23 protein-coding genes are annotated in these 26651 nt (G+C 67.7%); 8 read left to right on the top strand and 15 right to left on the bottom strand.

Annotated features, from left to right (window positions below):
• Positions 1 to 4 precede the first annotated feature (4 nt).
• On the bottom strand, positions 5 to 172 hold the full coding sequence (locus BLU62_RS33090) for a hypothetical protein (protein ID WP_167544042.1): 168 nt from the start codon (positions 170 to 172) through the stop codon (positions 5 to 7).
• On the opposite strand from BLU62_RS33090, the gene BLU62_RS26505 reads away from it, so the two are divergent.
• On the top strand, positions 120 to 875 hold the full coding sequence (locus BLU62_RS26505; RefSeq protein ID WP_051989251.1) for a cutinase family protein: 756 nt from the start codon (positions 120 to 122) through the stop codon (positions 873 to 875). The two genes, BLU62_RS33090 and BLU62_RS26505, sit on opposite strands and share 53 nt — an antisense overlap.
• Before the next feature lie 28 nt (positions 876 to 903).
• Here the strand turns inward: BLU62_RS26505 and BLU62_RS26500 are convergent, their stop codons facing one another.
• The 4 genes from BLU62_RS26500 to thiM all read right to left on the bottom strand — a co-directional run bounded on the left by BLU62_RS26500 (position 904) and on the right by thiM (position 4742).
• The gene (locus BLU62_RS26500; RefSeq protein WP_074853395.1) at positions 904 to 1563 is read right to left on the bottom strand and encodes a GntR family transcriptional regulator; all 660 of its coding nucleotides are present in this window, start codon (positions 1561 to 1563) and stop codon (positions 904 to 906) included.
• An 83-nt stretch (positions 1564 to 1646) separates the two neighbouring features.
• A complete protein-coding gene (locus BLU62_RS26495; protein ID WP_074853393.1) occupies positions 1647 to 2528 on the bottom strand; it encodes a sulfurtransferase in 882 nt (293 codons plus the stop codon).
• The gene (locus BLU62_RS26490) at positions 2525 to 3901 is read right to left on the bottom strand and encodes an LLM class flavin-dependent oxidoreductase (RefSeq protein WP_074853391.1); all 1377 of its coding nucleotides are present in this window, start codon (positions 3899 to 3901) and stop codon (positions 2525 to 2527) included. The genes BLU62_RS26495 and BLU62_RS26490 overlap by 4 nt, the downstream gene beginning before the upstream one ends.
• 67 nt (positions 3902 to 3968) lie before the next feature.
• On the bottom strand, positions 3969 to 4742 hold the full coding sequence (gene thiM / locus BLU62_RS26485; protein WP_074853389.1) for a hydroxyethylthiazole kinase: 774 nt from the start codon (positions 4740 to 4742) through the stop codon (positions 3969 to 3971).
• A 159-nt stretch (positions 4743 to 4901) separates the two neighbouring features.
• Between thiM and BLU62_RS26480 the strand changes: the two genes are divergently transcribed.
• Entirely contained in the window at positions 4902 to 5240 is a 339-nt protein-coding gene (locus BLU62_RS26480) for a hypothetical protein (protein WP_074853388.1), read from the top strand.
• Here the strand turns inward: BLU62_RS26480 and BLU62_RS26475 are convergent.
• Genes BLU62_RS26475 through BLU62_RS26465 form a run of 3 tightly spaced genes read right to left on the bottom strand, consistent with a single transcriptional unit; the run spans position 5237 to position 7855 of the window.
• Complete coding sequence (locus BLU62_RS26475) at positions 5237 to 5887, bottom strand: TetR/AcrR family transcriptional regulator (RefSeq protein WP_074853386.1); 651 nt, start codon at positions 5885 to 5887, stop codon at positions 5237 to 5239. The genes BLU62_RS26480 and BLU62_RS26475 overlap by 4 nt on opposite strands.
• A gap of 26 nt (positions 5888 to 5913) precedes the next feature.
• On the bottom strand, positions 5914 to 6795 hold the full coding sequence (locus BLU62_RS26470) for an LLM class flavin-dependent oxidoreductase (protein WP_074853384.1): 882 nt from the start codon (positions 6793 to 6795) through the stop codon (positions 5914 to 5916).
• A 31-nt stretch (positions 6796 to 6826) separates the two neighbouring features.
• Positions 6827 to 7855 carry an alpha/beta fold hydrolase gene (locus BLU62_RS26465; RefSeq protein ID WP_074853383.1) on the bottom strand — a complete coding sequence of 343 codons (1029 nt, stop codon included), beginning with the start codon at positions 7853 to 7855 and terminating at the stop codon, positions 6827 to 6829.
• Positions 7856 to 8067: 212 nt separating this feature from the next.
• Between BLU62_RS26465 and BLU62_RS26460 the strand changes: the two genes are divergently transcribed.
• Positions 8068 to 9123 carry a Rieske 2Fe-2S domain-containing protein gene (locus BLU62_RS26460; protein WP_074853382.1) on the top strand — a complete coding sequence of 352 codons (1056 nt, stop codon included), beginning with the start codon at positions 8068 to 8070 and terminating at the stop codon, positions 9121 to 9123.
• 30 nt (positions 9124 to 9153) lie between these two features.
• On the top strand, positions 9154 to 10239 hold the full coding sequence (locus tag BLU62_RS26455; RefSeq protein WP_074853380.1) for an NAD(P)H-dependent amine dehydrogenase family protein: 1086 nt from the start codon (positions 9154 to 9156) through the stop codon (positions 10237 to 10239).
• Positions 10240 to 10311: 72 nt separating this feature from the next.
• On the opposite strand, the gene BLU62_RS26450 is transcribed toward BLU62_RS26455, so the two are convergent.
• The 3 genes from BLU62_RS26450 to BLU62_RS26440 all read right to left on the bottom strand — a co-directional run bounded on the left by BLU62_RS26450 (position 10312) and on the right by BLU62_RS26440 (position 13463).
• Positions 10312 to 11244: an oxidoreductase gene (locus BLU62_RS26450; protein ID WP_074853378.1), complete on the bottom strand. Its 933-nt coding sequence runs from the start codon at positions 11242 to 11244 to the stop codon at positions 10312 to 10314.
• Between the two features lie 161 nt (positions 11245 to 11405).
• Positions 11406 to 12764 carry a styrene monooxygenase/indole monooxygenase family protein gene (locus BLU62_RS26445; protein WP_074853377.1) on the bottom strand — a complete coding sequence of 453 codons (1359 nt, stop codon included), beginning with the start codon at positions 12762 to 12764 and terminating at the stop codon, positions 11406 to 11408.
• Positions 12765 to 12908: 144 nt separating this feature from the next.
• Positions 12909 to 13463 carry a dihydrofolate reductase family protein gene (locus tag BLU62_RS26440; protein WP_074853375.1) on the bottom strand — a complete coding sequence of 185 codons (555 nt, stop codon included), beginning with the start codon at positions 13461 to 13463 and terminating at the stop codon, positions 12909 to 12911.
• A 158-nt stretch (positions 13464 to 13621) separates the two neighbouring features.
• Here BLU62_RS26440 and BLU62_RS26435 point away from each other — a divergent pair, with 158 nt between their 5' ends.
• Positions 13622 to 15832, top strand: coding sequence for an acyltransferase family protein (locus BLU62_RS26435; RefSeq protein ID WP_074853374.1), 2211 nt, complete (start codon positions 13622 to 13624; stop codon positions 15830 to 15832).
• A gap of 22 nt (positions 15833 to 15854) precedes the next feature.
• On the opposite strand, the gene BLU62_RS26430 is transcribed toward BLU62_RS26435, so the two are convergent.
• The 4 genes from BLU62_RS26430 to BLU62_RS26415 form a co-directional block, all read right to left on the bottom strand.
• Positions 15855 to 16943: an ABC transporter ATP-binding protein gene (locus BLU62_RS26430; RefSeq protein ID WP_074853372.1), complete on the bottom strand. Its 1089-nt coding sequence runs from the start codon at positions 16941 to 16943 to the stop codon at positions 15855 to 15857.
• Entirely contained in the window at positions 16940 to 18367 is a 1428-nt protein-coding gene (locus BLU62_RS26425; RefSeq protein WP_244278408.1) for an ABC transporter permease, read from the bottom strand. The genes BLU62_RS26430 and BLU62_RS26425 overlap by 4 nt, the downstream gene beginning before the upstream one ends.
• 123 nt (positions 18368 to 18490) lie before the next feature.
• The gene (locus BLU62_RS26420; protein ID WP_074853369.1) at positions 18491 to 19516 is read right to left on the bottom strand and encodes an extracellular solute-binding protein; all 1026 of its coding nucleotides are present in this window, start codon (positions 19514 to 19516) and stop codon (positions 18491 to 18493) included.
• Positions 19517 to 19642: 126 nt separating this feature from the next.
• Entirely contained in the window at positions 19643 to 20155 is a 513-nt protein-coding gene (locus BLU62_RS26415) for a SanA/YdcF family protein (RefSeq protein ID WP_074854270.1), read from the bottom strand.
• 133 nt (positions 20156 to 20288) lie between these two features.
• Here BLU62_RS26415 and BLU62_RS26410 point away from each other — a divergent pair, with 133 nt between their 5' ends.
• The 3 genes from BLU62_RS26410 (at position 20289) to BLU62_RS26400 (ending at position 26619) form a co-directional block, all read left to right on the top strand.
• The gene (locus tag BLU62_RS26410) at positions 20289 to 21380 is read left to right on the top strand and encodes an IS630 family transposase (protein ID WP_074847987.1); all 1092 of its coding nucleotides are present in this window, start codon (positions 20289 to 20291) and stop codon (positions 21378 to 21380) included.
• Positions 21381 to 21506: 126 nt separating this feature from the next.
• Positions 21507 to 22880 carry a WS/DGAT/MGAT family O-acyltransferase gene (locus BLU62_RS26405; RefSeq protein WP_074853368.1) on the top strand — a complete coding sequence of 458 codons (1374 nt, stop codon included), beginning with the start codon at positions 21507 to 21509 and terminating at the stop codon, positions 22878 to 22880.
• A 238-nt stretch (positions 22881 to 23118) separates the two neighbouring features.
• On the top strand, positions 23119 to 26619 hold the full coding sequence (locus tag BLU62_RS26400) for a (Fe-S)-binding protein (protein ID WP_074853366.1): 3501 nt from the start codon (positions 23119 to 23121) through the stop codon (positions 26617 to 26619).
• The last annotated feature ends 32 nt before the right edge of the window (positions 26620 to 26651 follow it).

Raw genomic sequence — 26651 nt, 5'->3', positions numbered from 1 at the left:
CGAATCAGTATTCCGGGTTTGGTGACGTGGTGCCCGGGGAACGTGGGATGGTCACGACTGGGAGCCACGACATGAGGACCCCCGCGACGATGAGCACATCCACCACCGACGGGATCAGAATGAACGACGACGCGAACTCACCAACGACCCGGCGGCGAACTGGCGTGATCACGCGATTGAGCATCGTCGCCGTGTCCCTGATGGCCGCGATGACCGGGGCGTTGATCGCCGGAAGCCCGGCCGACGCCAAGCCGGGATGCTCCGACGTCGAGGTCGTGTTCGCACGCGGGACCATTGAGCCCGCGCCACCACTGGGGCTGACCGGTCTGTCGTTCGTCGAGGCCGTTCGGAGCCAGCTGCCGGGCAAGTCGGTGGCCGCCTACGGCGTCCCGTACCCGGCGAGCGACCAGTTCAGCAACCGCCTGAAGTTCGCCCGGACCGTCGCCGACGGGGTCCGCACCACGCAGAACCGCGTCAAGTACCTGGCGGCCAACTGCCCGCGCACCAAGGTCGTCCTCGGCGGATACTCCCAGGGCGCCGTCGTGGCCGGCTACGCGGTCCACGCCGGTCTCGACCTTCCCGCGCGGTACGCCGCCTACGACCGCTACGTGCCGCCGCCGCTGCCCGCGTCGCTGTCACGCAACGTCGCGGCGATCGTCTTCTTCGGCGCTCCGTCGGACCGCTTCATCGACGACATCGGCGCACCGCCGGTCCGGGTCTCCACTCCATACCGCGGCAAGACCGTTCGCTACTGCGTCGCCGGTGACACCATCTGCGACGGCGCCCCGGTCGGCGGCCCCAACGCCCTGCACACGCTCTACTCGGTCAACGGCATGACGCTCGACGCCGCGAGGTTCGTCGCCCCGCGGGTGTGAGACGCGCAGCGAGCCGGGTGTCAGCGGCTCAGCGAGCCGAGGTGTCCGCCGCGCCCATGGTCCGGGAGACCAGCTGCGAGATCCGCACGTCCCGATCGTGATTGAGATGTTCGAGCATGAGCAGCCGCGCTTTCTCCGGCGAGCCGTCGATGATCGCCGACAGGATCTGCTCGTGCTCCCTCACCGCACTCTCGAAGCTCTCGCGGCCGGTCGGGGTGAACCACGGCGCGCTGACCTTGATCTGGTCGCGTAGGTCGCGCTCCATGTCGTAGATGGTCTGGTTGTGTGCGGCCTGCAGCACACAATCGTGAAAGACGTTCAGTGCGTGACGGATGTCGGCGGGATCGGTGTGACCCGAACTCAGCGCCAATGCCTCTTTGAGGCGCGCGACATCCACCGGCGTATGCCGTTGCGCCGCTGCGGCAGCCGCACTGGACTCGAGAATGGCCCGCACCTCGAAGATCTCGAGCATCTCCTCGTCACGGCGGATGCGCAGGCTGAATCCCCGCGATGCCGCGACCAGCAGCCCCTTGCGCTCGAGCAGCCCCAACGCTTCTCGCACCGGGGTCCGTGACACGCCGAACTCCTCGCTCAACGTCTGTGGGATCAGTGTGGCGTCTGCCGGGTAGTGGCCGTGCGTCAGACGCTCGTGCAGCGCTTCGTAGACCGCGTCGCGGGCACTCTTCATCGGCGCTCACCTTCCATCGGGTCATGCGGGTCGGACATCACGAGGCCCCTCGATCCTTTCAGACGGCACCGTCGGGTCAGACGTCATCGCGGCAGCGGCCCGGTCACCAGCGGTAATTCGGGATGCGCGCGCCACTCGCTCAGCGAACCGTCGTAGACGCGCGGCAGCGGGTAGCCGGCCTCGGCGAACGCCAGGGCCGCACCGGCCGCGTTGATGCCGCCGCCGCAATAGACGATCACCTCGGTATCGGCGCCGATTCCCGCCGACTGCAACGCCTTCCGGGTCCTCTCGGTCGAGAAGGTGCCGTCGTCGTTCAGCAGGTCGGGAAACGGGACGCTCAGGCTTCCCGGGATGTGGCCGGGCCGCTCACCCCCGGATTCGCCGGTGTAGTCGGGTTCGCGCAACGCACAGACAATCGTCGTCGACGACGCTTGGGAAACCGCCACGTCATGGACCTCGATCAGGTCGGCGAATGCCGGACCCGTGAGGTCGCGCAGCGCGACGACGTCCGGGCCGCCGGCGGCAGGGGCGGGCGCGTCACCGGCCGCCACCGGGTGATCCAGCTGCGTCCAGCGGGCGAACCCGCCGTCGAGGACCTTGGCGTGCTCGAATCCGAAGGACCGCAGGACCAGCCACACGCGCGCGGCATACGCACCGCTCAGCTGGTCGTAGACCACGATGTCGTCCGACGGCGTGATACCCAGAAGTGCTGCGGCGGCGGCCATCTGATCGATGGTCGGGCGGGTGAACGCCACCGGCGCATCGGGATCGGAGAAGGTCGCGAAGAGATCGGCGAAACGGGCCCCGGGGATGTGCGCAGCCCGGAACACGGCGTCACCCGGGGCGAACACCGTCTGTCCGTTGTCATCCACCGAACGCTCGACGCTGGCGTCGAGGATGATCGTCGAATCCGCATGGCGACGAAGCCATTCGGCCGAGACGAGTGCGGAGTCGGCGACGGTCACGCGCCGGCCCCGCCGGCCGCGGCGTCGGCCACGCTCTTGGCCCGGTTACGCCATTCGCCGCGTTCGGGTCGGGCGAGCCCGAGGTTCTCACGCAGGGTGTCGCCCTCGTATTCGGTGCGGAACAGTCCGCGCCGCTGCAGTTCCGGCACCACCTGGGTGGCGAAATCCTCGAAGGCCGCCGGGACGTGGGTCGCCTGGATCATGAAACCGTCGGCGGCACCGGCGTCGAGCCACTCTTCCATCGCGTCGGCGATGTCGGTGGCCGAGCCGATCATGTTGCCCTCGGTGCGAGCGCCGTACCAGCGGCCGATCTCGCGGATGGACAGCTTCTCCCGTTCGGCGAACTCGACGACCTCGCGGTAATGCCCCTCCACTCCGACGACTTCGAGCGACGGCAGCGGTCCGTCGAGGTCGTACTTCGTGAGGTCGACGTTGACGTGATAGGCCAGACGGGACAGACCCGCCATGGGGTCGACGAGCTCGAAGAACGCCTCGTGTTTGGCCATCGCATCGCGGTAGTCGGTGCCGACGACCGTCGTCGCGGCCGGAAGGATCTTGAGCTGCTCGGGATCTCGACCATGCGCGGCCGCCCGCTTCTTCATGTCCCGATAGAAGCCGACCGCGCTCTCGAGCGACTCATGGCTGCAGAACACGACATCGGCCCAGCGGGACGCGAAGTCACGACCCGTCGGCGATGCACCGGCCTGCACGATGACCGGATAACCCTGCGGCGGACGGGGAACCCCGAGGGGGCCCTGCACCTCGAAGAACCTGCCCTTGTGATCGATGGCCTCCACCTGGTCGGGATGCCCGAACCGGCCCGAGGCCTTGTCGCGGATGAGTGCGTCGTCGGACCACGAATCCCACAACCGGGTCGCGACCTCGAGGAACTCCTCGGCCCGCGCGTAGCGCTCCTCGCGGTCGGGGAGCTTGTCCTGATTGAAGTTCTGCGCCTCCGCATCCTGGAAGCTGGTGACGACGTTCCAGCCGGCGCGTCCGCCACTGAGGTGATCGAGGGTGCCCATCGACCGGGCGAGGTTGTAGGGCTCCTGATAACCCGTCGACATCGTCGCGGCGACACCGAGGTTGCTGGTCACCGAACTCATCAGGGTGATGACCGTCATCGGGTCCAGACGCGGTGTGCCCGAACCGAACTCGACCGCCGGCGCGAAGGAGCCGCCGAGGCTGCGCGGCACGGCGAGCGCATCGGGTACGAACGCCATGTCGAAGCGGGCATCCTCGAGCACTCGCGCGATGTGCAGGTAGTGCTCGGCGGCGAGGAAGCCGTCGCCGGCATCCGGGTGCCGCCAACCGACCGTCCCCTGCGGACCTGCGTTCATGAACGCGGCCAGATGAATCTTCCTGCTGGGCATCTCATTCGCTCCTTTGCGAGTGATCGGCGGTTGGTGGTGCGGCGCTCTCCCGTGGCCGGGGGCAGAGTCAGAGGTCGGACAGTTCGTCGACGAACGCGACGGCGAACGACCCGGTGCCGGAGGCACGCCGGCCGGCCCGCTCCCCCGCGGCGGCGAACGCCGCGTGTGCGGCAGCGGCGGCGGTGAACGGATCGACGACCGCGCAGAATGCGGCGCTGAGCGCACCCAGGCTGCATCCGGTGCCGGTGACCTGCGGCATCCGCGCATCACCGCCGCGGACGGCGGTCGCCCGGCCTGCCGAGTCGCAGAGATAGTCGACCTCGCCGGACACCGCGACCACCGCGTCGAGGCGGGTCGCGAGACCCTTGATGATGTCGATGACCTCCGAGGAGTCGAGGGTCGAATCGACGCCACTGCCTCCGGCACCACCCGCCAGGGCGGCGATCTCACTCGCGTTGCCGCGGATGATCGACGGCTTGTGCTTCAGCAGCGCACCGAGGATCGCGTCGTACTCGGCCGCGCCCGCACCGATCGCGACGGGATCGAGCACCCACGGGGTACCGGCCCGGTGTGCTGTCGCGGCCGCCTCGTCGAGCGCCTCGGGCGTCACCGACGACATCAGCGCCGCGCCGTTGATCCACACCGCGCCGGCTCCCGCGGGAAATGCGCCGGTCCACCCGGGTGCCGACCCGATGGCGGGCCCGGCGCCGAGCGCGAGGAGCACGTTGGCGCTGAGGTTCGCGGCCACGTAGTTGGTGAGGCCGTAGACGAACGGCGCCTTCTCCCGGAGGCTCGCGACGGCAGCCTTCACCTCTGCCGACTCGATGGTCGTCGTTCCCATCCCCACGAAGACTCCTTCTGGTTGCAGCACGTCACGGAAAACTGCATTTAGTTGTATACAGCTGTATGCGGACCCGCCAGCCCGGCCGACTTTAAAATCACGCCGGTTTGAAAACGCGGGTCACCCCTTCGCCCGTACTGCCACCGGAGGTGAGCGACGATGAGCGCCATGCGTGACCTCACCCCCAACGACCTCGGCGTGCTGCTGTCGGTATTCGCCGTCCTCCTTCTGGCCTTCGGCGCCGACTTCCACTTCTCCCGCCGGATCGCGAAACGCCACAAGCTGTCCGCCCGCATCTTCATGACCGTCAACGTGGTCGGCGAGCTCGCCACCGCTGTCGCCCTGGTGCTGACCTGGGTCGCCCTGTGGAGTCCGGCCGCCTGGGAACGGATCGACAACCTCCTGGTCTTCGGACCGGGCACGCTGGCGATGCTGTGTGTCGTGATCCTCACAGTCGAGACCGTCATCTCACGCACGACGGATGCGTGGCGGGACTAGGAGACGGGCGCGAGAAGCGCCACGATCGCCCGCGCGAGTCCGCGCCGGGCCAGTTCCTGATCCTGGAAACTGCCCAGTTGTTTCTCGGAGACCAGACCTCGCATGGCGCCGGGCAGGAACGCCGCGACCTCGCGGACGCGTTCGGGGTCGACATCGAGATCGGCGAAGGCGCGCTGACAGGATTCCGTCCACGACGGGCCCCAGGAGGCGAATTCGGCGGCGGTCTTGGGGAACAGCCGCCGGAGTTCGTCGGGGTCGCGGGGCAGCGCCGCCCGCAGGGTCTCGATGGCGCGGGATTCCGGCGCGGTGAGTCCGTCGTACATCAGATCGGTGATCGCCTCGACCCGATCGGCAAGTGGCGCTTCGGGTTTCACGCTGACCGGCAGATCGCCGCGCTGTTCGGCAGTTCGGTGCAGCACCGCTGCCCAGAGGCCGTCGATGTCGTCGAACTGGTACTTGATCGCACCCCAGGTCGCCCCGATGTCCTTGGCTATCCGGTTGCCCGACACCGATGCCGGGTCGCCGGAGGCCAGCGAACTGATCGCGGCGTCGAGCATCGCGTCGCGCGTCGCCTGCCCACGTCGATTCGCGCGCCGCGCACCGGGCGCCGGCGGACCGGCCGGGGTGCGGGCGTCGACGGGGGTCATGGTCGCCGATGGTAGCCGCTGGGAGTTCAGCCCTGGCGTTCGGCGGCGACGAGTTCGCGGACGGCCGGCGCCACCTCGTTCGCGAATCTGGCCAGATCGTCGGCATCGTCCGTGGCCAGGATGTACGTGCTCATCCCGAGGGTCACCGTGAGGTCGGTCAGGTGTTCCGTCCACTGGCCGGGGCTGCCGGCGAAGAGTCCGTCGCCGGCGCCGAAAGTGCCCGCGATGTTGTAGATCCTGGTGATCTCCGCGGGATCACGACCGGCCGCGTGCGCCGCATCGTCGATGACCGCGCTCTTCTCCGCGACCTGGTCGGGTGGGACGAACTGCAGACTGGGCACCCAGGCGTCGGCGACCTCTCCGGTCAGCCGCAGCATCCGGGGGCCGAGTGCGCCGAGCCAGATCGGAATGTCGTGGGCCGGAGCGGGTCCGGCGTGCAAGCCGTGGACGGGGTAGAACTCGCCGTCGAGATCGACTGTGCCACCGGCCCAGAAGGCCCGCATCACGGTGATCGCCTCGGCCAGCGCGTCGACCGCCTCACCCGGCGACCGGCGCGGCCCACCGGCGGCGGCCACCCCGTCCCAGAAGGCTCCCGCCCCGAGACCGAGTTCGACGCGGCCCCCGGTCAGGATGTCGAGACTCGACGCCGCCTTGGCCAGCATCACCGGCGGACGCAACGGGAGGTTGGCGACGTTGGGCGACAACCTGATCGACTCCGTGCGGGCACCGATGACCGACAGCAGGGTCCAGGTGTCGAGGAAACGTCGCTGGTAGGGATGGTCCTGCACACTGACCAGGTCGAGTCCGGCACGCTCGGCGACGTCCACGAGTCGCAGAAGATCGTCGACCCGGTCGGCGCGCGGACTCGGGAAGAACCCGAAGCGCAACGGTTGTCCGTAGTCGGTCACGGTGACTCCTCACCACAGCGGCGGGGCGCGCTCAGCTCGCGGCGCCCTCCAGTTCGGGGGGCGTCGACACCGAGTACATGACCCGATGGAGCTCGGCGGTGAAGTCCTCGGCGGCCTCGATGTTGGAGGCATGACCGGTGTCGAGCACGACGAGCTGGTCGAGGTACCCGCGCACCGAGAGCGAGTGGGCGATGCGCTGTGTCATCGCGTGCGGAAGCAGCAGATCGTGACGTCCGCCGATGACGGTGGTCGGCACCGTGATCGCCTCGGCGCCAACCGGACCGAGGGCGAGCCGGGTGAGTCCGACCGCGGCCTTCGCCCGGGCGGCCGGGTTGCAGGAGCGGGTCATCGCGAGAACGAAGGCGGCGTGGTCGACGGTCGCCGACCGGCCGTTGAGGATTCGGGTCCGGACGAGGCTGCGAGCGAATCGGCCGCCGGGCAGCGGGAAGGGCACCGAGAGGGCCGCCTGGGGGAGCCAGAGCGGGGCCTTGAGCGGATTGTTGAGCAGCGGCAGGACCCGCGTCTCGTCGACGATCCCGCCCCAGGTCGTGTTCGCGAGAACCAGTGCGGCGGCGCGCTCTTCTACCCGGTCGCGGTGGCGATGCGCCCAGGCCTGCACGGTGATCCCGCCCATGCTGTGGCCGACGAAGACCGCCTTCGACGAATCCGGAACCGACTGATCGACCACGGCCTGGAGGTCGTCGGCGAGGACGTCGGCGTCGAACGTGCGCTTGCCCCAGGTGCTCTCACCGTGGCCCCGCTGGTCATAGGCGATGACGTGGTAACGCTCGGCGAGGGCGTTGATCTGCGGGTTCCAGTACTCGATGCAGCACGACCACCCGTGGATCAGGACCAGCACCGGCGCATCGGGCGAACCGTAGTGGTGGACGCGGAGGCGAGCGTCGTCGTCGGTGAGGGCCCACGAGGCACGCTCGGGCTCACGTGAGTTGAACAGCTCGTTCTCGTACTGCCGATTGCGCAGCCGGCGACGGGCCTCGGCCGGTCGGACCAGTCCCGTGAGCGCCAATCGAGCAGCGCCGATTCCACCACCTGCGTTCATCACGGCCTCCCGGCATCATTGCTGTAAGCCACGTCACAGCACCGGTACAATGATACAAACCGGCGTCCGATGTTCCAACGGTTTCCAAGAAAGTTGTTGGACATCCGAGTAACCGACTGAAGCACCCCTCAAACCTCCATGAAAGAGCCGGTTCCGAACGATTTTCACAGAACCCTCTTGTATTCCTGTTCGGAGGGTCATACCGTGGCCGCATGGCGCGAACGCCGCTGTCTATGACACCCACCGGATGGTTCCAGGTCGCGTGGTCGGCCGAGATCGCCGTCGGCGCCGTGCACACGATGAAGTATTTCGGGCGCGAGATGGTCGCCTGGAGGTCGCGGTCGGGCCGGATCTCCGTCTTCGACGCCTACTGCGAACACCTCGGTGCCCACCTCGGTCACGGCGGCCACGTGGAGGGCGAGAACCTGGTCTGCCCGTTCCACGGCTGGGAATGGAACCGCGAGGGACGCAACGTCTGCATCCCGTATGAGAACCACCCCAACAAGGGGCGGCGGATCCGCAGCTACCCCGTGGTCGAACGCAACGAGGCCGTGTGGATCTGGCACGACGTCGACGGGCGGCCAGCGCATTTCGACGTCCCGGACATCTTCGCGGACTTCGGCGACGACGCGACCGCCGGCGACTACTACCCGCCGGTCCCCGCCGCGACGCTGTTCCGGTCGGGCCTGCAGATCCACCCGCAGTACATCATGGAGAACGGCGTCGACTTCGCCCATTTCAAGTTCGTCCACAAGACACCGTTCATGCCGGACTTCACCCGGCACGACTTCTCCGGGCCGGTGTCCTACGTGGACTTCACCATCGCCTTCGATGAGGGTGCGACCCTCGAAAGTGCCACCAGCGGAGTCGAATCCATCAATGCCGGCCTCGGCTGTTCGGTCACCAAGAGCTGGGGCATGGTCGACAACCGCACGATGCCCGCCGTCACCCCGGTCGACGAGCACACCTCCGACGTGCGGTTCACCGTCTGGATCGGACGTAAGCCCGGCGAGGAGACCGGGGAGATCACCCGGTACGGAAAGACCATGGCCGACCTGGTGATCGAACAGTTCGCCGCCGACATCGACATCTGGGCACATCAGCGCTACTCCGACCCACCTGCGCTGTCCCGCAAGGAGTTCGCCGGCTTCACCGCCCTGAGGCAATGGGCCCGGCAGTTCTACCCCGACGGCGGCGCGTCGGCCGACGAGTACGTACGCATCCGCCGATCCGAACTCGACGCACTCCGCGCGGCAGCGCAGTCCTGACCTCCACGCCCGTCCCGAAAGGACCACCCGATGACCACACCCGAAGCGATCCGGGTCTTCCAGGTCGCCACCGGCAATCTCGGCTCCGAGATGATCGACCGCATCCGCAGTCATCCGGATCTGGAACTGGTTGGGCTGCATTGCTATACACCGGACAAGATCGGTCGTGACGCCGGCGAGATCGTCGGCATCGGACCGATCGGTGTGAGAGCGACCGGCACCGTCGAGGAGATCATCGCCGCACGCCCCGACGTGCTCACCTTCCACGGCGTGTTCCCCGACGAGGACCTCTACGTGCAGGTCCTCGAGGCCGGCATCGACATCGTGACCACCGCCGACTGGATCACCGGCTTCCACCGGGACACCAACCATCCGCACCACTCCGGACGCAGGGTCAGCGACGTCATCGCCGAGGCCTGCGCGAAGGGCGGCGCCACCTTCTACGGCACCGGCATGAATCCCGGTCTGGCCCAGATCCTCGGCATCGTGCACACCGCCGATGTCGCCGACATCGAGAACGTCACGGTGACCGAGTCGGTGGACGTCTCCTGCCACCATTCGGTCGACACGTGGAAGGCCGTCGGCTACGGCCTGCCGGTCGACGACCCGAGCATCCCGGATTCGCTGTACAAGTACACCGCCGTCTTCGCCGATTCCGTGTACCTCATGGCCGACGCCTTCGATCTCGAACTCGACGAGGTGGCGTTCTCCTACGAGCTCGGCGCGTGCACCAAGGACGTCGACCTCGGTTGGTATCAGCTCCCCGCCGGATCACTGGGCGGGAGCTACATCAAGTACCAGGGCATGGTCGACGGTGTGCCGCGCGTCGAATCGCATCTGGAATGGCAGATGACGCCGCACACCGACCCGTCATGGAACATCCAGGCCTGCTACATCACGCAGGTGACCGGCGATCCCAACATCTACTCCAAGCACATGATCTTCCCGCGCAAGGGATTCGACCTCTCGAAACCGGAGAACTTCGCGTCGATCGGCATGACCGTGACCGGCCTGCCCGCACTCAACTCGATCCGCTCGGTGGTCGCGGCCCCGCCCGGGATCGTGACCAGTGCCGACCTCCCACTACGAAGCTTCGCCGGCCGCTTCACCTTGTGAGCCGGCGCGGTGTCGGTATCGAGCTCGGCGAACCCACTCTCGAGCTTCCCTCCCTCGAGACGGGAATCCCCTTCAGCCGAAGTCGATACCGATGCCGGTGAGTTCGGCGCCGACGTCCCACAACCGTTCGGCTACCGCACGGTCCTTCGCCTTGGGTGAAGGCTCGACCAGCATCGGCGGGCCGGCGAGACCGAAACTTCCTGTCGGACCGTAATACTGGCCACCCGAGACCTTCGGGTCCGTCGCGGCACGCAGGATCGGAAGCGCCCCCTCGGGCGGGTCCATGATGAATCGATCGGTGAGCCACCGCAACGACGGCGCGTGATACGCCCACTGCAGGAACCTGTTCTGCTCCCGCATCACACCGGTCCTCGTACCACCGGGATGGGCGGCGAGCGAGATCGCCGGTGCGCCAGCCGTTCTCAGGCGGCGATCGAGCTCGAGCGAGAACAGCATCTGGGCGAGCTTGGCCCGCGAGTACGCGCCGGCACTGGTGAACGTGCGGTCCATGGGCAGGTCGGAGAAGTCGATGTTGCCGGCGCGGTGCGCATGGCTGCCGACGGTGACGATCCGAGCGGCATCTGCCGCGAGGAGTCGGTCCATCAGCAACCCGGTCAGCGCGTAGTGGCCCAGGAAGTTGGTGCCGAAGTCCATCTCGAAGCCGTCGGGCGTCAGTTCGCGTTCCGCGCGCATCACGCCCGCGTTGTTCACCAGCACGTCGACGCAGGGATGGCGCCGTCGGATCTCCTCGGCGCCGGCACGGACGGAGTCGAGGCCGGCGAGGTCCATGTCGACGATCTCCAGCTCGGCACCGGGGACCTCGGCGACTATGTCGTCGCGTGCGGCGGCCGCGGTCTCGACGTTGCGGCACGCCAGCACCACCGTCGCTCCGAGAGTGGCCAGCCCGCGGGCGGCCTCACGGCCGATCCCACCGTTTGCGCCGGTGACGACGGCAACCCGCCCGGTCTGTGGAGGCGCGTCGGCCAACGTCCAACCCGTCTTCACGTGCTCCCCCTCTGATTCCGGCACAACGGACGCTGTTGTTCGTATCACATTCTGATGTGACACAGCCGGTCCGGGTGTCACATGCCACCGCACCCCGGTCGCATTCGAGAGAACGCGACCGGGGTGCGGATCAACTGGTGGTCAGTGATGCGACATGGGCGTCACACCGTCACGGTCGCCGGGGCGGCGCCGCTGAACTGTCCGGCCGGCGCGAAGCGGGCGAGGACCTGGTCGTACGGTTCCCCGGCCACCGCAGTGATGAAGTTCTCGACATCCTCACGGGTCCGCAGGCCGAGGAGCGGATTCGGGTCGGACAGCAGACCGAGCAGTGCCTGCGCGACGTTCGGATCGACGGCGGCAGCCGGAAACGACAACTCCAGATGCGTCGCGTAGTCCGGGTCGCCGAGGAAGAGTCGCGTGACCTCGACGGCGGCCTGACCGCGACGCTCCCAGTGCTTCTCGAACTCCTCCGCGAGCCAGTCGGCACTGAACTCACCGTCGTGGGCGCGGGCGGCCTTCACCAGCTCGGCGATCTGGATGACCGTGTTCTGGGCACCCTGGCCGGCGACCGGGTCGACGGCGATGGCGGTGTCGCCGATGGCCGAGACCGGATGTCCGCTCTTGGTGGTGGCCACTGCCTGACGCACGGTCGGGGTGACCGCACCCTTCAGCCACGACACCGGATCGGACTCGATGACCTGCAGCCGGTCGATGACCGGTGCGTCCTCAGGGAAGAACTCACCGAAGATGCCGGCGATGGCGCGACGTGCGGTCACCGCGTCGTGGACGTCGTCGATGCGCGAGGCCCACGCGCCCGACGGCTTGGCGAAGACGATGAACGACCAGGTCGCCCCGGCGTCCTTGTGCAGGAACGGGCCGACGAACAGCTCGCCGTTCTCGCTGTCGAGGTTGTACAGCGAGTGACCGGCGCCCGCCGGGGAACGGTAGGAGAACACATCGGGGCCGTGATCGACGCCGGTCAGGGTGACCTGCAGCAGACGACGCTGCGGCTCGCGGTAGTGGGTGCGCGACTCGTCGACCGGGAACAGCGACGACAATCCGCCCTTGCCGGTGGCGACGAGAGTCAGGTCGGCCGCGGCGGCGATCTCGTCGAGGCGGTCGACGTCGACCGTGGTGACCTCGAAGCGACCGCCGCGATCCAGGAAGCGGCCCAGCCGGTCGTCGGCACGTAGGCGGAGGTCGACGGCCGCGGCGATGTAGCCGTAGTCCGGATCGTATTCCAGCACGGGGGCACGGTCCTCGCCGGCGCCGCCGTACAGGCGGACACTCATGCCGGTGGTCTTGCCGACCTCGTACAGGTCCTCGATGATCTCGGCATCCCACTCCTGGGACCTGCCGAAGTAGACGCCCACCCCGGTCGGCGGGACCTTGTCGCGCAGCGTCTCGCGGTCGCGGTCGCTGTAGATAGTGACGTCGAAACCGGCGTCGAGAAGGCCGAGACCCGCGGAGGTCCCGGCCAGGCCCGCCCCGATGATCGCGGCGGATCGTCGTGTCGTCATGTATGTCTCCCCTGATCGGTTGCATGTGATGCATGTGATGACTGGGAGACAGGGTGCCGGGGGGATCGTCGTGGCTGAAGGTTTAGACGCACCGCGAACGAATGTGCGGTCGCGCTGTTCGGCCGGCAGAGGGATACGCGGGGGCTACTCGCGATTCACCCGATGTCTCTCGTAGATCACCTGACCGCCGAACACCCGCGTCTCGACGAGATCGAGGTCGACCCGTTTGGTGACCGGCGGGAAGAACGCCGTACCGCCGCCGACCACGACCGGGTAGCGGAAGATGCGGAGTTCGTCGACGAGGCCCTGTTCGAAGGCCTGCGACGCCAGGTCGGCACCGCCGATCTCGACATCACCGTCGGTCGAGCCGACGACCTCGGCGACCTCGTCCGCCAACGGACGTCGGGCGAGTCTGGCGTTGCCCTCGACGCGGTCGAGCGTGCGGCTGAACACCACCTTGGGAAGTGCCGTCCACAGATCCGCGAAGGCGATGCTCGCCTCGTCGTGGCGCATCGCCGGGTCGGTTTCCCAGACCCGCATCGTCTCGTACAGCCGGCGTCCGAGAATCTCCGCGCCGAGTTCGCGTATCCGGTCGGTGTGGAATTCGAAGAGTTCGTCGTCCGGCACCGACCAGTTGAAGTCGCCGTCACGGTCGGCGACGAAACCGTCGAGCGAGAGGCCCATCGAGAAGAACAGCATGCAACTCCTCACACTGCGGTTTGCGGGGATCCTCCGAGCGTACGGCCGTATTCCGAGGTCGTGGCGGCATATCGCGAACCTTCGAACCACCTGTGTGTCTTCCGACACCCGCCTCGGGCGCGGCGTGGCGGGGTCGGGGACAAGTACCATCGCCCTCTGTGCGCACGCCCGTTCCCGAAGTGACCCCGGTCGTCGCGACGCCCAACGAGGACGCCGCGACCGGTAACACCTCGGGCTATCGACTCGACCTCGACGGCCTGCGCGGCATCGCGATCGCATTGGTCGCCGTCTTCCACGTCTGGTTCGGCCGGGTCTCCGGCGGCGTCGACGTCTTCCTGACGCTGTCCGGCTATTTCTTCGTGGCGTCACTGCTCAAGCACGTGCTCGCGACCCAGCCGGCGTCGGCCTCGTGGGGCAAGGCGATCAACCCGTGGCCGCGGTTCTGGCGCCTGGTCCGCCGCCTGCTGCCGGCGCTGCTGCTGGTGCTGGCGTTCGTCGCGGCGATGATCGCGCTGGTCATGCCGACCACGCGGTGGGGCCCGTTGGGCGCCGAACTGCAGGCCAGCGCGCTGTACTACCAGAACTGGCATCTCGCGTTCGAGTCGCAGGACTATGCGGCCGCGGACTCCGCGAACAGCCCGATGCAGCACCTGTGGTCGATGTCGATGCAGGGTCAGTTCTTCCTGATCACACTGCTGTCCGCGCTCGCGCTGGGTGGTGTGCTGCGCGCGTTGGCATTCAAGTTCGAGTTGTTCCGCCGGCCCCAGGTCGTGCGCGGCATCGTCGGGTTCGCGCTGCTGGGCGTCGCGCTGGTGTCCTTCGCGTGGGCCAACTACCGCCACGGCATCAACCAGCCGTTCACCTACTACGACACCGTCGCGCGTCTGTGGGAGCCGCTCGCCGGCGGCCTGCTCGCGGTGTGGATGCCGAAGCTGGCAATGTCCGCCCGGATGCGGAACCTGCTCAGCGTCGTCGCGCTCGGCCTGATCATCACGTGCGGCTGGTGGATCGCCGGCGTCCAGGAGTACCCCGCGGCGTGGGCGCTCGTGCCCGTCGGCGCGACGCTCGTCCTGATCTGGGCGGGCTCGGCCGCCACCGCCCGTCCCGCTGCCGGGCAGGCCCGGGTGAGTCGTGGTCTCTCGCATCCGCAGCTGGTGTGGCTCGGTTCCATCGCCTACGCGCTGTACCTGTGGCACTGGCCGCTGCTGATCTTCTACATGGCGTGGCGCTACCAGGACGAGGTGTCCTGGCTCGAGGGCACCGGCATCCTCGGTGTGTCCGTGCTGATCGCCTGGCTGACCACCAAGTACGTCGAGGCACCGCTGCGCTCCGGCTCGCTCAGACGCAAGAAGACCGACGCCGACGCGCCCCAGACGGCAGGCAAGCCCCAGAAGGCGGACAAACCCGGCTTCCAGAACTCGCGCGGCTACCGTGGTGCGGTTCTCGCGATCCTGCTGATCGTCAGCGTGGCCGCCGGCAGCGCCGCGGTGACCTGGCAGCGCGACGCCGCCAACGCGACCCTCAACACCGAGAACCTCGACCCTCGCCTGTACCCCGGCGCGCGAGCCTTCCTCGACGGTGCGCCGGTCCCGAAGGTGACCGCGCAGCCGAGCCCCGACGTGGTCGACAAGGACTGGCCGATCACCTCCTACGACTCGATCATCAGCGGCTGGAAGGACCCGTCGATCAAGGTCGGGTACTACGGCGACGTGAACGCCACCCGCACCATCGCCCTGGTCGGCGGCTCACATGCCGAGCAGTGGATCACCGCGCTCGACGACATCGGCAAGCGGAACAACTTCCGGGTCACGACCTACCTCAAGGTGGGTTGCGCGCTGACCACCGAGCACGTCTTCACCTGGTTCGGCCAGAAGTACTACCAGTGCAACGATTGGTCGAATCGCGTGATGGAACGCTTGGCCGTGGACAAGCCGGACTACGTGTTCACCACCTCGACCCGTCCGCCCCAGGGGGCGGAGAAGGGCGACAACGTGCCCAAGGACTACAAGGAGATCTTCGCCCGGTTCCGCGACCGCGGGCAGAAGGTGATCGGCATCCGCGACAACCCGTGGTCGACCGGCCAGATGAAGCCGCCGGAGTGCCTCGCCAGCGGTCGCAAGCCCGAGGTGTGCGGTGTCTCCCGCGCACAGGCCATGGCGCCGACCGACCCGGCCGCCGCGCTGGCCGACGAGTTCCCGAACATGTCCTTCCTGGACTACACCGACGCCATGTGCGACGACACGTACTGCCCGGCGGTGGTCGGGAACATCCTGATGTGGCACGACTACCACCATCTGTCCGCCACGTTCGTGCGCAGCCTCATCCCGGCGATGGAAGCGGATCTGCAGAAGACCACCGGCTGGTGGTGACGCCCGTACCCGGTGCGCGGGTTCAGGAGGCCGGGCAGAAGTGCGCCGGACGGCGCTGCCGGAACGCGATCTGATCACCCGGCGAACCCGCCCACTCGGGTTCCGCGCGCACCAACAGTTCGACCTCGGCGTCGCGTCGGGCCTGATCGGCGGCGGACAGCGACACCCGGACCTCGATGTGCTCTCCGCACGGCCTGACCGTGAGCACCCTCGCTCGACCGAGTTCCGACCCGTCCGGGGAGGTCACGACGTCGAGGTCACCGGGACGGAGCAAGACCGTCCCCGAACCACGGGCCGGCTTCCGCAAACGCAGCGATCCGGCCGGACAACGCACGACATCCCCGTCCGCGTCGCCGGGCAGTTCCGAGACCTCGCCGAACATCCGCGCGACCTCGACGTCCACCGGCGCGAGATAGATCTCCTCGGGTGATCCCACCTGGCGCACCCGTCCGGCCATCAGCACCACGATCTCGTCGGCCATCGCCATGGCCTCTTCGCGGTCGTGGGTGACAAGCAGTCCGCTTGACCCCTCGGCCAGGATCGTGTCGCGAACATGGTCGCGGAGTCGAGTGCGCAACTGGGCGTCGAGTGCGGAGAACGGCTCGTCGAGTCCGATCACGGCTGGCCGTGGGGCCAGCGCCCTGGCCAGTGCCACTCGCTGCCGCTGTCCGCCGGACAACGCGCCCGGGTGACGGCCGCGGAACTCGCTCAGCCCGACGACCTCGAGCAGCTCCGAGACGCGGGCCGCCCGGCCCGGTGTCCGACGCCACCACGGGCCGAGGCCGAACCCGACGTTCCCGGCGACGCTCATGTTGCCGAACAGCGCGCCCTCCTGCGGGACCAGACCGAAACTGCGGCGCTCGGTCGGGACGTCGACCCTGCGCTCGCGATCAGCTCGAACCGAGGCGACCTCGACACCCCCGATTTCGATACGCCCCGATCGGATCTGTTCCAGGCCCGCGATCGTCCGCAGCAGGGTGGTCTTGCCGCATCCGGACGGGCCGATGACCGCGGTGATCGAGCCGGACGGCACCCGCAGGGAGACCCCGTCGAGCACGGTCGAATCACCGAACGAGACCGAGATGTCCTCGATCCGCACCGCGTCGTTCATCGGCTCACGCCCCTTCCGAACAGGGTGGACAGTGCCGCGGTCGGTACCGACGCGACGATGATCAGAACCAGGCCGAGGACTGCGGCCCGCCCATAGTTCAGATCATTGTTGAGACTCCACATGTCGGTGGCGAGCGTCCGCGTACCGATCGGAGCGAGCATCAGGGTGGCGGGGAGCTCCTTGGCCACCGACAGAAACGCCAGTGCGGCACCGGCCAGCACGGAAGGCATCACCAGCGGCAACCGGACGCGGACGGCGGTGGCCAGCGGACCCGCGCCCAGGGTGCGCGACACATCGGCCACCTGCGGCGGGATCGCGTCGACCCCGGATCGAACCGGCCCGAGACACACGGGCAGGAACAGCACCGCGTAGGTCGCGATGAGCATCGTCGCGGAGAGGTAGTAGTCGGGAAAGACCCGGGTCCCCAGGAACACCATCGACAACGCGACCGTCACGCCGGGCAGTGTGTAGCCGAGGTAGGACACCACCTCGACGGTGTCACCGGTCCTCGTCCGAGGCCGGGATACGAAGAACGCCAGGGGGAGAGCCAGAACCGCGATGACGATCGCCGCCTGTACCGACAGGATCATCGTCGTTTTCGTGAACGGGCCGACCCAGGCCAGCAACTCACCGAGGCCGTCGAACCCGAGCCGACGCGACTCGCGGATCTCGTTCACCAGGCCGGCGACCGGGACCACGACGCCGACGCCGACGGTCACGATCACGAAGGCCCAGGCCGGCAGTCGGTCGTGGGCCGTCCGGGCCCGCCGAGGGGTGACGCCGGAGTCGACGTCGCGCCGCACGTGCCGTTCGGCGAGGGCGAGCACCACCGCTATCAGCGCGAGCACCAGCCCGTACAGGGCGGCGACGGAGCGATCCAGGGTTCCGTTGTAGGCGTTGTAGATTCCGACCGTGAAGGGCTCGAACCGGACGATGGCAGGCCCGCCGAAGTCGCTGATCGCGTACAACGCGACCAGCAGTCCGCCGGCGACGATCACGGTTCGGATGCGCGGCAGGGTCACCCGCACGAACGCCGTCACGGGACCACAGCCGAGCGTTCGCGCGGCGTCTTCGTCGGTGCGCCCGGTCCCGCTGAGCACCGCCAGGGTGGGCAGCATGACAAGGGGATAACAGGCCAGCGTCAGCACGAGCGCCGCAGCCCAGAGGCCCTCGAATCCCGGAACCAGGCGCGTCCACACGAATCCGGACACATACGACGGGATGGCAAGGGGCGCAGCGAGCAAGGCGATGACGACGGGGCGCCCGCGGCGGATCCCACGGGTCACGCACCACGCCGATCCGACGCCCAGCAGGATCGAGGCAACGGTCACGATGACCGCGAGTTGCGTCGTCCGCCAGAGGAGTTGCCCCGTTCGCGGCCGGAACAGGTACGCCAGGGCCTCATCGCCCCCGATTCCCGCCACCCGGACGACCAGGTAGATCGCGGGGTGACGAGGAACAGGGCGATGATGACGCTGACGAACCCCAGCAGCGCTCGTCCCGACCGGATGGTCCGGCCGGGACGAGACGACGCGCGGGTCAGACCGTCAGACAGCGCCGACCTCGTTGAGCAGCTTGTCGGTGCCGGACACGTCGGCGAGCTCGTCGAGCGTGATCTTCGGCGGCGACAGCTGATTCAGCGTCGGAAGTCCTTCGACCGGGAGCGGTTCGTCGCCGATCACCGGGTACTCCCCGACCTCGGTCGCGAAATAGGTCTGGGTTTCGGGTGTGTGGAGTTGTCGGATGAAATCGAACGCCGCCTCTTTGTCACCCGCGGTCTTCAGTACACCGATCGCACCCACGTTCACCAGGGCACCCGGGTCCTGGTCGGAGAAGAAGTGCAGTCGCCCCGGTACGTTCTCGAGGCCCTTCTCCTGGACTTCCTGGACCCAGTAGTAATGGTTGGTCAGACCTGCGGCGAGCTGCCCGTTGTTGACCGCCTCGACGATCGGACCGTTCCCTTCGAAGGACTTGGGGTCGTTCGCGAGAAATGCGGTGAGCCAGTCTCGGGCCCCGTCCTCACCGCGGGTCAATCTGAGTGCGGTGACGAAGGACTTGAACGACGCGTTCGTCGGCGCGTATCCGACCTTGCCGCGCATCTCCGGGGTGAGCAGACCGTCGATCCCGGCGGGCAGGTCATCGGAGGACAGCTGCCGCGGGTCGTAGATCAGGACCCGCGAGCGAGCCGAGGTGGAGGTCCAGGAGCCGGTCCCGGAGCGGTAGGCATCGGGGACGGTCTCGACGATGTCCGCGGGTAGCGGTTCGAGCAAGCCGGCGTCGGCCAGTGCGCCCAGCTCACCCGCGTCCTGGGCGAAGAAGAGGTCCGCGGGCGAGCGATCACCCTCCTCGAGGATCTGCGCGGCCTTCTTGTCGTAGGCGGCGGTCACCGGGATGGTTCCGCCGATGCGCTCGACGAGCGGCCCCACCAGGGATTCCGAGCGGCCTGAATACAGGATGAGGGTCTCGTCGTCTCCGGACGAGTCACTCCCGGTGCAGGCGGCGAGGACGCTCGTGGCGATCAGCGCGGCCCCGGCCGTCGCAATCGCTCGTCGGATCAGGCTGGTGGTCTGCATGCGCTCCCGCTTTCTCCCGGCCATTCCTGTCGCGGTGGCCGTCAATCGGACCTGGTTAGCCTAACCGAAGCCGTAACGCTGATCCACGGGACTCGAGTTTCGGGCGGCGCGCCGCACGCGCGGGTCTCAGCCGACACGACTCAGCACCGCCTTCGGTCCCGCGAACACCGTCTCGCGGATGTGGTTGCGGATCAATGTCCATGACGGGCAATCACATTCGGCTGCAATACCGCGCGCATCGACCCCCTCGCCACGACACAGCGCGATGGCGCGCGACAGGTGGAAGTCCTGCGTCACGATGATCAGCGAACTCACACCGAACACCTCCCGCGCACGACGACAACTCGCCGCGGTGTCGAGACCCAAGGGGTCGTCGACGATCACCCGCGCCGGCACACCCTCTGTCTCGAGATGGCTCCGCATCGCCGCCGGCTCATCACCGGCTTCGGGAGAACCGTTGCCGGAATTGATGATTCGGTCGACACGCCCGTCGCGATACAACGCCGACGCCGTGTCCAGTCGCCCGCGCACATAGTCGCCGGGAGTCCCGTCCTCCACCAGCGAACCGAGCACCAGCAGCGTCGACCGCGACGGCACCTGACCCCCGTCGAGGACCCGGCCTGCCGACACGGCGTACATCCACGTGGCCGCGACGGTGATCCACAGTTCGACGACCACCAACAGCACCGGCACGACGAGACGAGCTGCTGACCTCACGTGTACAACCTAGTGTCCTGAGTCATTAATTGTCATTCGGTTGATAGACTGGGGAATGGCAACCCGGGGTCCGCGAGCAGTGGATATTGTTCTGACCGATGACGAGCGCCGTGAGCTCGAAGGGTGGGCGCGTCGGCGAACGACGGCCTCGGGTTTGGCGATGCGATCACGAATCGTTCTCGCTGCCGCAGATGGCGGGTCGAATACCGAAGTGGCACAACGACTCGGCCTCAACCGAGGTACCGTGCGGCGATGGCGAGGCCGGTTCGTCGAGCACCGCTGCGAGGGGTTGCTCGACGAACCCCGGCCCGGGCGACCTCGAACCGTCGGCGACGAGCAGATCAAAGACCTGATCACCGCAACTCTCGAGACCACTCCGAAGAATGCGACACACTGGTCGACTCGGTCGATGGCTGAGCATCTCGACATGTCGCAGTCAACTGTTTCGCGTGTATGGAGAGCGTTCGGATTGGCTCCACACAAACAGGATTCGTGGAAGCTGTCGAAAGATCCCATGTTCACCGAAAAGGTCCGCGACGTCGTCGGGCTCTACATGAACCCACCCGAACGTGCCCTGGTGCTCTGCGTTGACGAGAAGACCCAGATCCAAGCGCTCGATCGCACCCAGCCGATCTTTCCCATGCTCCCGGGCACCCCGCAACGGGCCAGCCACGACTACGTGCGCAACGGCACCTCCAGCCTGTACGCGGCGTTGGACATCGCGTCGGGCAAAGTCATCGGTTCGCTTCACTCACGGCATCGCGCAACGGAATTCATCGGATTCCTCCGCAAGATCGACGCCGAGGTACCCGACGAGCTCGACGTCCACCTGGTCATGGACAATGCCTCCACCCACAAGACACCCGCGGTCAAGCGATGGCTGACCGCGCACCCGCGGTTTGTTGTCCACTTCACCCCCACCAGCTCATCCTGGATGAACCTCGTCGAACGCTGGTTCGCCGAACTGACCACCAAGAAACTCCAACGCTCCACCCACCGCACCGTACGAGCACTCAATGCCGACATCAGAGCGTGGATCGAGACCTGGAACGACAACCCCCGCCCCTACGTGTGGGTCAAGACCGCTGACCAGATCCTCGACTCCATCGCCCACTACTGCACACGAATTAATGACTCAGGACACTAGGTGTACGAACGCATCTCACCCAAAGATGCCCATTCGATGCCGCCGGCGATGGCCCCGGGCCGATACTTGGGTGACCTGCTGCGCTCAGCCCGACGCGTACCCGGACCACCGTGGAAAAGAGTGTGAATGCAGTACATGCCGGTGACCTCGTCGATATTCCTGCTGGCCGAGACGCGCGAGCAGCCGATGCACGTCGGCGGGTTGCAGTTGTTCGTGCCGCGGGAGGGTCAGTCATCGGCCGACCTCGCCGAGGAGGTCATCGCCGCCTTCTCCTCCTGCCGCGAGATCCACCCCCACTTCCGCAAGCGCCCGGCGTCGCCGGTCACCATCCTCGGCAACGTCGCCTGGACCCACGACGCCGAGATCGACTTCGACTATCACGTTCGGCGCGCGGTGCTTCCGCGTCCGGGTCGCATCCGCGAGTTGCTGCGCTACGTATCGCTGAACCACGGCACCCTGCTCGACCGGTTCCGGCCGATGTGGGAGATCCACGTCATCGAGGGCCTCGACGACGGCCGCCTCGCGATCTACAGCAAGATCCACCACTCCATCGTCGACGGGGTGTCGGCGCTTCGTCTGCTACAACGCATGCTCTCGCCCGACCCCGACGACCGGTCCGGATCGGCACCGTGGGATCCCGCCCTCGTCGAGAAGAAGCGCCCACGACCGGCGCCTACGTTGCGCTCGCGGATCTCCGGGATCGCCGACGCGGGCCTCCAGGTGGCCGGGCTCGGACCGGCGGCGGCCAGGGTCGCCATCGCCGGAATCCGCGAACCCGGCTTCGTACCGCCGGTACCCCGCGCCCCGCGGACCATCCTCGACGTGGCGATCGGCAGCGCACGCCGGTTCGCCGCCCAGCAGTGGGAACTCGACCGTCTGCGCGCGATCTCCGACTCGATGGACATCACCCTCAACGACGTCGTAGTCGCGATGTGTTCGGGCGCGCTCCGGTCGTACCTGATCGATCAGGACGCCCTGCCCGATTCCTCGCTGATCGCCGCCGTGCCCGTGTCGATGCACACCGACGGGGACACCGACGGCAACGCCGTGACGGCGATCATGGTCGACCTCGCCACCGATCAGCCCGACCCCGAACGCCGGCTCAACTCACTCGTCTCGTCCGCCCGTCAGGCCAAGGACGTCGTCCGCGGGCTCAAGCCCTTGCAGGCGCTCGCCCTGGGTGCAGCCAACTTCGCGCCACTCGCCTTCGCCACCGTCCCCGGTTTCGTGCAGTACGTCCCGCAGCAGTTCAACATCATCATCAGCAACGTGCCGGGACCGTCGACCGAGCTGTACTGGAACGGCGCACGTCTCGACGGCCTCTATCCGGTGTCGATCGCGATGGAGGGTCTCGCGCTGAACATCACCGTGACGAGCACGGCCGAACACATCAACTTCGGCCTGATCGGGGCACGTGCGCAGGTCCCGAGCCTGCAGCGGCTGCTGACACACCTCGACACGGCACTCGAGGAGCTGGAGAAGGTGGCCCGGGTCAGCTGACGCCCGGACGGCCGCGGCGACGGAGTGGGATCCTCCACACCCTGACTCGACAGTAAGTTACTCGCGAGTATCATTCGGTGTGAGATAGACCAGCAATAATTAGGCCAACCTTGGCAACGCGCCGACGGCGTGAAGAATTACGGTTACCTGTAGTACACCGCTCCGCGGGGACAGCCCTGCGCACTCTGTGCGCTTCCTCCGGTGTCGGACGACCTAGACGAAAGGCCGGTACGCGCCCGTGACAGCCACGACGATTGCCATCGGCACCACAGCAGCGGTGATCAGCCTCTTCTGTTGGTACCTGTTCCTCGGCGGAGTGGTGCGAATGTTCCGCACCATCAAACTCGGCCAGAAGGTCGACAGTTCCCGCTTCTGGCCGGTCATCCCCCGACTGACGACGATGATCAAGGAATTCATCGCGCACACCCGAATGGTGAAATTCCGTTCGGTCGGCTGGGCCCACTGGCTGGTCATGATCGGCTTCATGGGCGGCGCCCTCCTCTGGTTCGAGGCCTACGGCCAGTCGATCGACCCGAAGTTCCACTGGCCCGTCTTCGGCGACACCTTCGCGTGGCATCTGTGGGACGAGCTGCTGGGCATCGGCACCGTCGTGGGCATCATGGTCCTGATCGTCATCCGTCAGATGAACCATCCGCGTGTGCCCGAGCGACTGTCGCGGTTCTCGGGATCGCGATTCGGCGCGGCCTACTTCGTCGAGGCCGTCGTCCTGCTCGAGGGCCTGGGCATGATCCTCGTGAAGGCATCGAAGATCGCGACGTACGGCCACGCCAACGCATACTCCGACTTCTTCACCATGCAGGTGGCGAAGATCCTCCCGGCCTCGCCGACCCTCGTGTCGATCTTCGCGGTCATAAAGCTGATGAGCGGCATGGTGTGGCTGGCCGTCGTCGGCCTGAACACCGACTGGGGCGTGGCATGGCACCGCTTCTCGGCGTTTTTCAACATCTACTTCAAGCGTGAGACCGACGGTGGCGTCGCCCTCGGTGCGGCCAAGCCGATGATGAGCCAGGGCAAGGTCCTCGACATGGAGACCGCCGACCCCGACGTCGACGCGTTCGGTGCGGGCAAGATCGAGGACTTCTCGTGGAAGGGCTGGCTCGACTTCAGCACCTGTACCGAGTGTGGCCGCTGCCAGTCGCAGTGTCCGGCCTGGAACACCGGCAAGCCGCTGTCGCCGAAGCTGCTCATCATGTCGCTGCGCGACCACGGCAACGCCAAGGCCCCGTACCTGTTGGCCGGTGGCCGCAAGGACATGGGCGGCGACGAGGTCGGCCTGGTCGACGCCGACGGCAACGTCGACGAGGCCAAGCTCAACGCGATCCCCGAGGCCGCTCGCGCGGAGGCCGCCCGCAAGCTCGTCGGCGAGTCGAAGGGCAAGATCGGCGGCGGCAACGGCATCGAGTCGGCTGACGGCGAATTCGATCCCGAAGAACTCGGCGCGGTCATCGACACCGAGACCCTGTGGAGCTGCACCACCTGTGGTGCCTGCGTCGAGCAGTGCCCGGTCGACATCGAGCACGTCGACCACATCCTCGACATGCGCCGCTACCAGGTCCTGATCGAGTCGGACTTCCCGACCGAGCTGGCCGGCATGTTCAAGAATCTCGAGAACAAGGGCAACCCCTGGGGCCAGAACGCCTCCGCGCGTACCGCCTGGATCGACGAGATGGACATCGACATCCCGGTCTTCGGCAAGGACGTCGAGTCGTTCGAGGGCTTCGAGTACCTCTTCTGGGTCGGTTGCGCCGGCGCCTACGAAGACCGCGCGAAGAAGACCACCAAGGCTGTCGCCGAGCTCCTCGACATGGCCGCGGTCAACTTCATGGTCCTCGGCGAGGGCGAGACCTGTACCGGTGACTCCGCACGACGCGCGGGCAACGAGTTCCTCTTCCAGATGCTCGCGCAGCAGAACATCGAGATGCTCGGCGAGGTCTTCTCGACCGCGCCCGAGCAGCGCAAGAAGGTCGTCGTCACCTGTGCGCACTGCTTCAACGCGCTGGGCAACGAATACCCGCAGCTGGGCGCCAAGTACGAGGTCGTCCACCACACGCAGCTGCTCAACCGGCTCGTCCGGGAGAAGCGCCTCGTGCCGGTCGCTCCGATCAGCGAGGACGTGACCTACCACGACCCCTGCTACCTGGGCCGCCACAACAAGGTCTACGACGCACCTCGCGAACTGATGGGTGCGGCCGGATCGACTCTCACCGAGATGCCGCGTCACGGCGAACGGTCCATGTGCTGTGGTGCCGGTGGCGCCCGCATGTGGATGGAAGAGCAGATCGGCAAGCGCATCAACATCGACCGGGTCGACGAGGCGCTCGACACCCTCGGCGACATCTCCTCCGGTGAGCAGGTCAAGAAGGTCGCCACCGGCTGCCCGTTCTGTCGCGTGATGCTGACCGACGGTGTGACCGCACGGACCAGCGGCACCGAGGCCGAGGGCAAGGTCGAGGTCGTCGACGTCGCGCAGCTGCTGCTCGACTCGGTCAAGCGTGGCAAGACCGAGGTCAAGCTCGGTGGCCGTTACCTCGGACCGCGTCCGACCGCTCCCGAGCCCGAACCGGAACCGGAGCCCGAGAAGGTGCCCGCGGCTGCTGCGGCAACCTCGACGGCCACCACCGAGGCGGCTCCGAAGCCGAAGGTCGGACTGGGCATGAAGGGCGGCAAGAAGCCGGGCGCCGCGGCCAAGACCGCTGCACCGGCTCCCGAGGCCGCACCCGCCGAGAAGAAGCCCGCGTCGAAGGGCTTCGGCATGAAGGGCGGCAAGAAGCCGGGTGCTGCGGCTGCTGCACCGGCCGAGACCGCCGCGGAGACAACCGCTGCGGCGCCTGCCGAGACGAAGCCCGCAGCCAAGGGCTTCGGCATGAAGGGTGGCGCCAAGCGTCCGGGTGCGGCGAGCAAGCCTGCCGCTTCGGCTGCGCCGGCGCCTGCGGAGGCCGAGTCGTCCGAGGCCGTGAAGGCCGAGGCGCCTGCTGCCGAGGCGAAGCCGGGCAAGGCCAAGGGCTTCGGCATGGCCGCCGGCAAGCGTCCCGGCCAGAAGGCGGCCACCCCGAACGCGGCGGCCGCCGACGCCGGTGTGACCGCTCCCGCCGAGAACAAGGTCGCCGAGGCCGAGTCCGCACCCGATGCCGCTCCGACCGCCGACACCGAGTCGGCCACCGCCGTCGCTGCGGCTACCGAAGCGACCGCGGGCAAGGCCAAGGGCTTCGGCATGTCCGCGGGCAAGAAGCGTCCGGGCGGGATCGGCAAGGCCGCTCCCAAGCCGGCCGCAGAAGCTCCGGCAGCAGCGCCGGCAGCCGAGGCACCGGCAGCCGAGGCACCGGTCGCCGAAGCCGCCGCCCCGGCAGCCGAGGCACCCCAGGGCGGTTCGGCCGCGGCACTGACCGAGGAGAAGCCGGCCAAGGCCAAGGGCTTCGGCATGTCCGCCGGCAAGAAGCGCCCCGGTGGCGCGAGCAAGGCCGCTCCGAGGCCTGCTGCAGCGCCGGCCGACGCCGCCCCTGCTCCCGAGGCCGCCCCGGAACCCGAGGCACCTGCCGAGGCACCGGCGGTCGAGGAAGCACCGGCAGCGGAAGCACCGGCAGCCGAGACGAACGGGACCGAGGTCCCGGCCCCGTCGAGCAACGGCTCGGGCGAAGCCCGGACCATCGCCGAGACCGGCGCGTCGAAGGCCAAGGGCTTCGGCATCGCCGCCGGCAAGAAGCGGCCCGGCCACAAGTAGTCCGCAGTAACCGAAAACGGGCTCCGACCACC

The organism is Gordonia westfalica (assembly GCF_900105725.1).
Lineage (GTDB): Bacteria > Actinomycetota > Actinomycetes > Mycobacteriales > Mycobacteriaceae > Gordonia > Gordonia westfalica.
Note: the sequence above shows the minus strand (reverse complement) of the source record. Positions and strands in the feature narration are given on the sequence as shown.

Coding starts and splice junctions, on each gene's coding strand:
- BLU62_RS26440 (WP_074853375.1), bottom strand. CDS start 13,463: ATGCTGTTCTTCTCGATGGGCCTCTCGCTCGACGGTTTCGTCGCCGAC.
- BLU62_RS26415 (WP_074854270.1), bottom strand. CDS start 20,155: ATGTACGCCGTGTCGGCAGGCCGGGTCCTCGACGGGGGTCAGGTGCCG.
- BLU62_RS26430 (WP_074853372.1), bottom strand. CDS start 16,943: ATGAACGACGCGGTGCGGATCGAGGACATCTCGGTCTCGTTCGGTGAT.
- thiM (WP_074853389.1), bottom strand. CDS start 4,742: ATGGGAACGACGACCATCGAGTCGGCAGAGGTGAAGGCTGCCGTCGCG.
- BLU62_RS26505 (WP_051989251.1), top strand. CDS start 120: ATGAACGACGACGCGAACTCACCAACGACCCGGCGGCGAACTGGCGTG.
- BLU62_RS26455 (WP_074853380.1), top strand. CDS start 9,154: ATGACCACACCCGAAGCGATCCGGGTCTTCCAGGTCGCCACCGGCAAT.
- BLU62_RS26475 (WP_074853386.1), bottom strand. CDS start 5,887: ATGACCCCCGTCGACGCCCGCACCCCGGCCGGTCCGCCGGCGCCCGGT.
- BLU62_RS26500 (WP_074853395.1), bottom strand. CDS start 1,563: ATGAAGAGTGCCCGCGACGCGGTCTACGAAGCGCTGCACGAGCGTCTG.
- BLU62_RS26405 (WP_074853368.1), top strand. CDS start 21,507: ATGCAGTACATGCCGGTGACCTCGTCGATATTCCTGCTGGCCGAGACG.
- BLU62_RS26480 (WP_074853388.1), top strand. CDS start 4,902: ATGAGCGCCATGCGTGACCTCACCCCCAACGACCTCGGCGTGCTGCTG.
- BLU62_RS26490 (WP_074853391.1), bottom strand. CDS start 3,901: ATGCCCAGCAGGAAGATTCATCTGGCCGCGTTCATGAACGCAGGTCCG.
- BLU62_RS26420 (WP_074853369.1), bottom strand. CDS start 19,516: ATGCAGACCACCAGCCTGATCCGACGAGCGATTGCGACGGCCGGGGCC.
- BLU62_RS26410 (WP_074847987.1), top strand. CDS start 20,289: ATGGCAACCCGGGGTCCGCGAGCAGTGGATATTGTTCTGACCGATGAC.
- BLU62_RS26465 (WP_074853383.1), bottom strand. CDS start 7,855: ATGAACGCAGGTGGTGGAATCGGCGCTGCTCGATTGGCGCTCACGGGA.
- BLU62_RS26445 (WP_074853377.1), bottom strand. CDS start 12,764: ATGACGACACGACGATCCGCCGCGATCATCGGGGCGGGCCTGGCCGGG.
- BLU62_RS26460 (WP_074853382.1), top strand. CDS start 8,068: ATGGCGCGAACGCCGCTGTCTATGACACCCACCGGATGGTTCCAGGTC.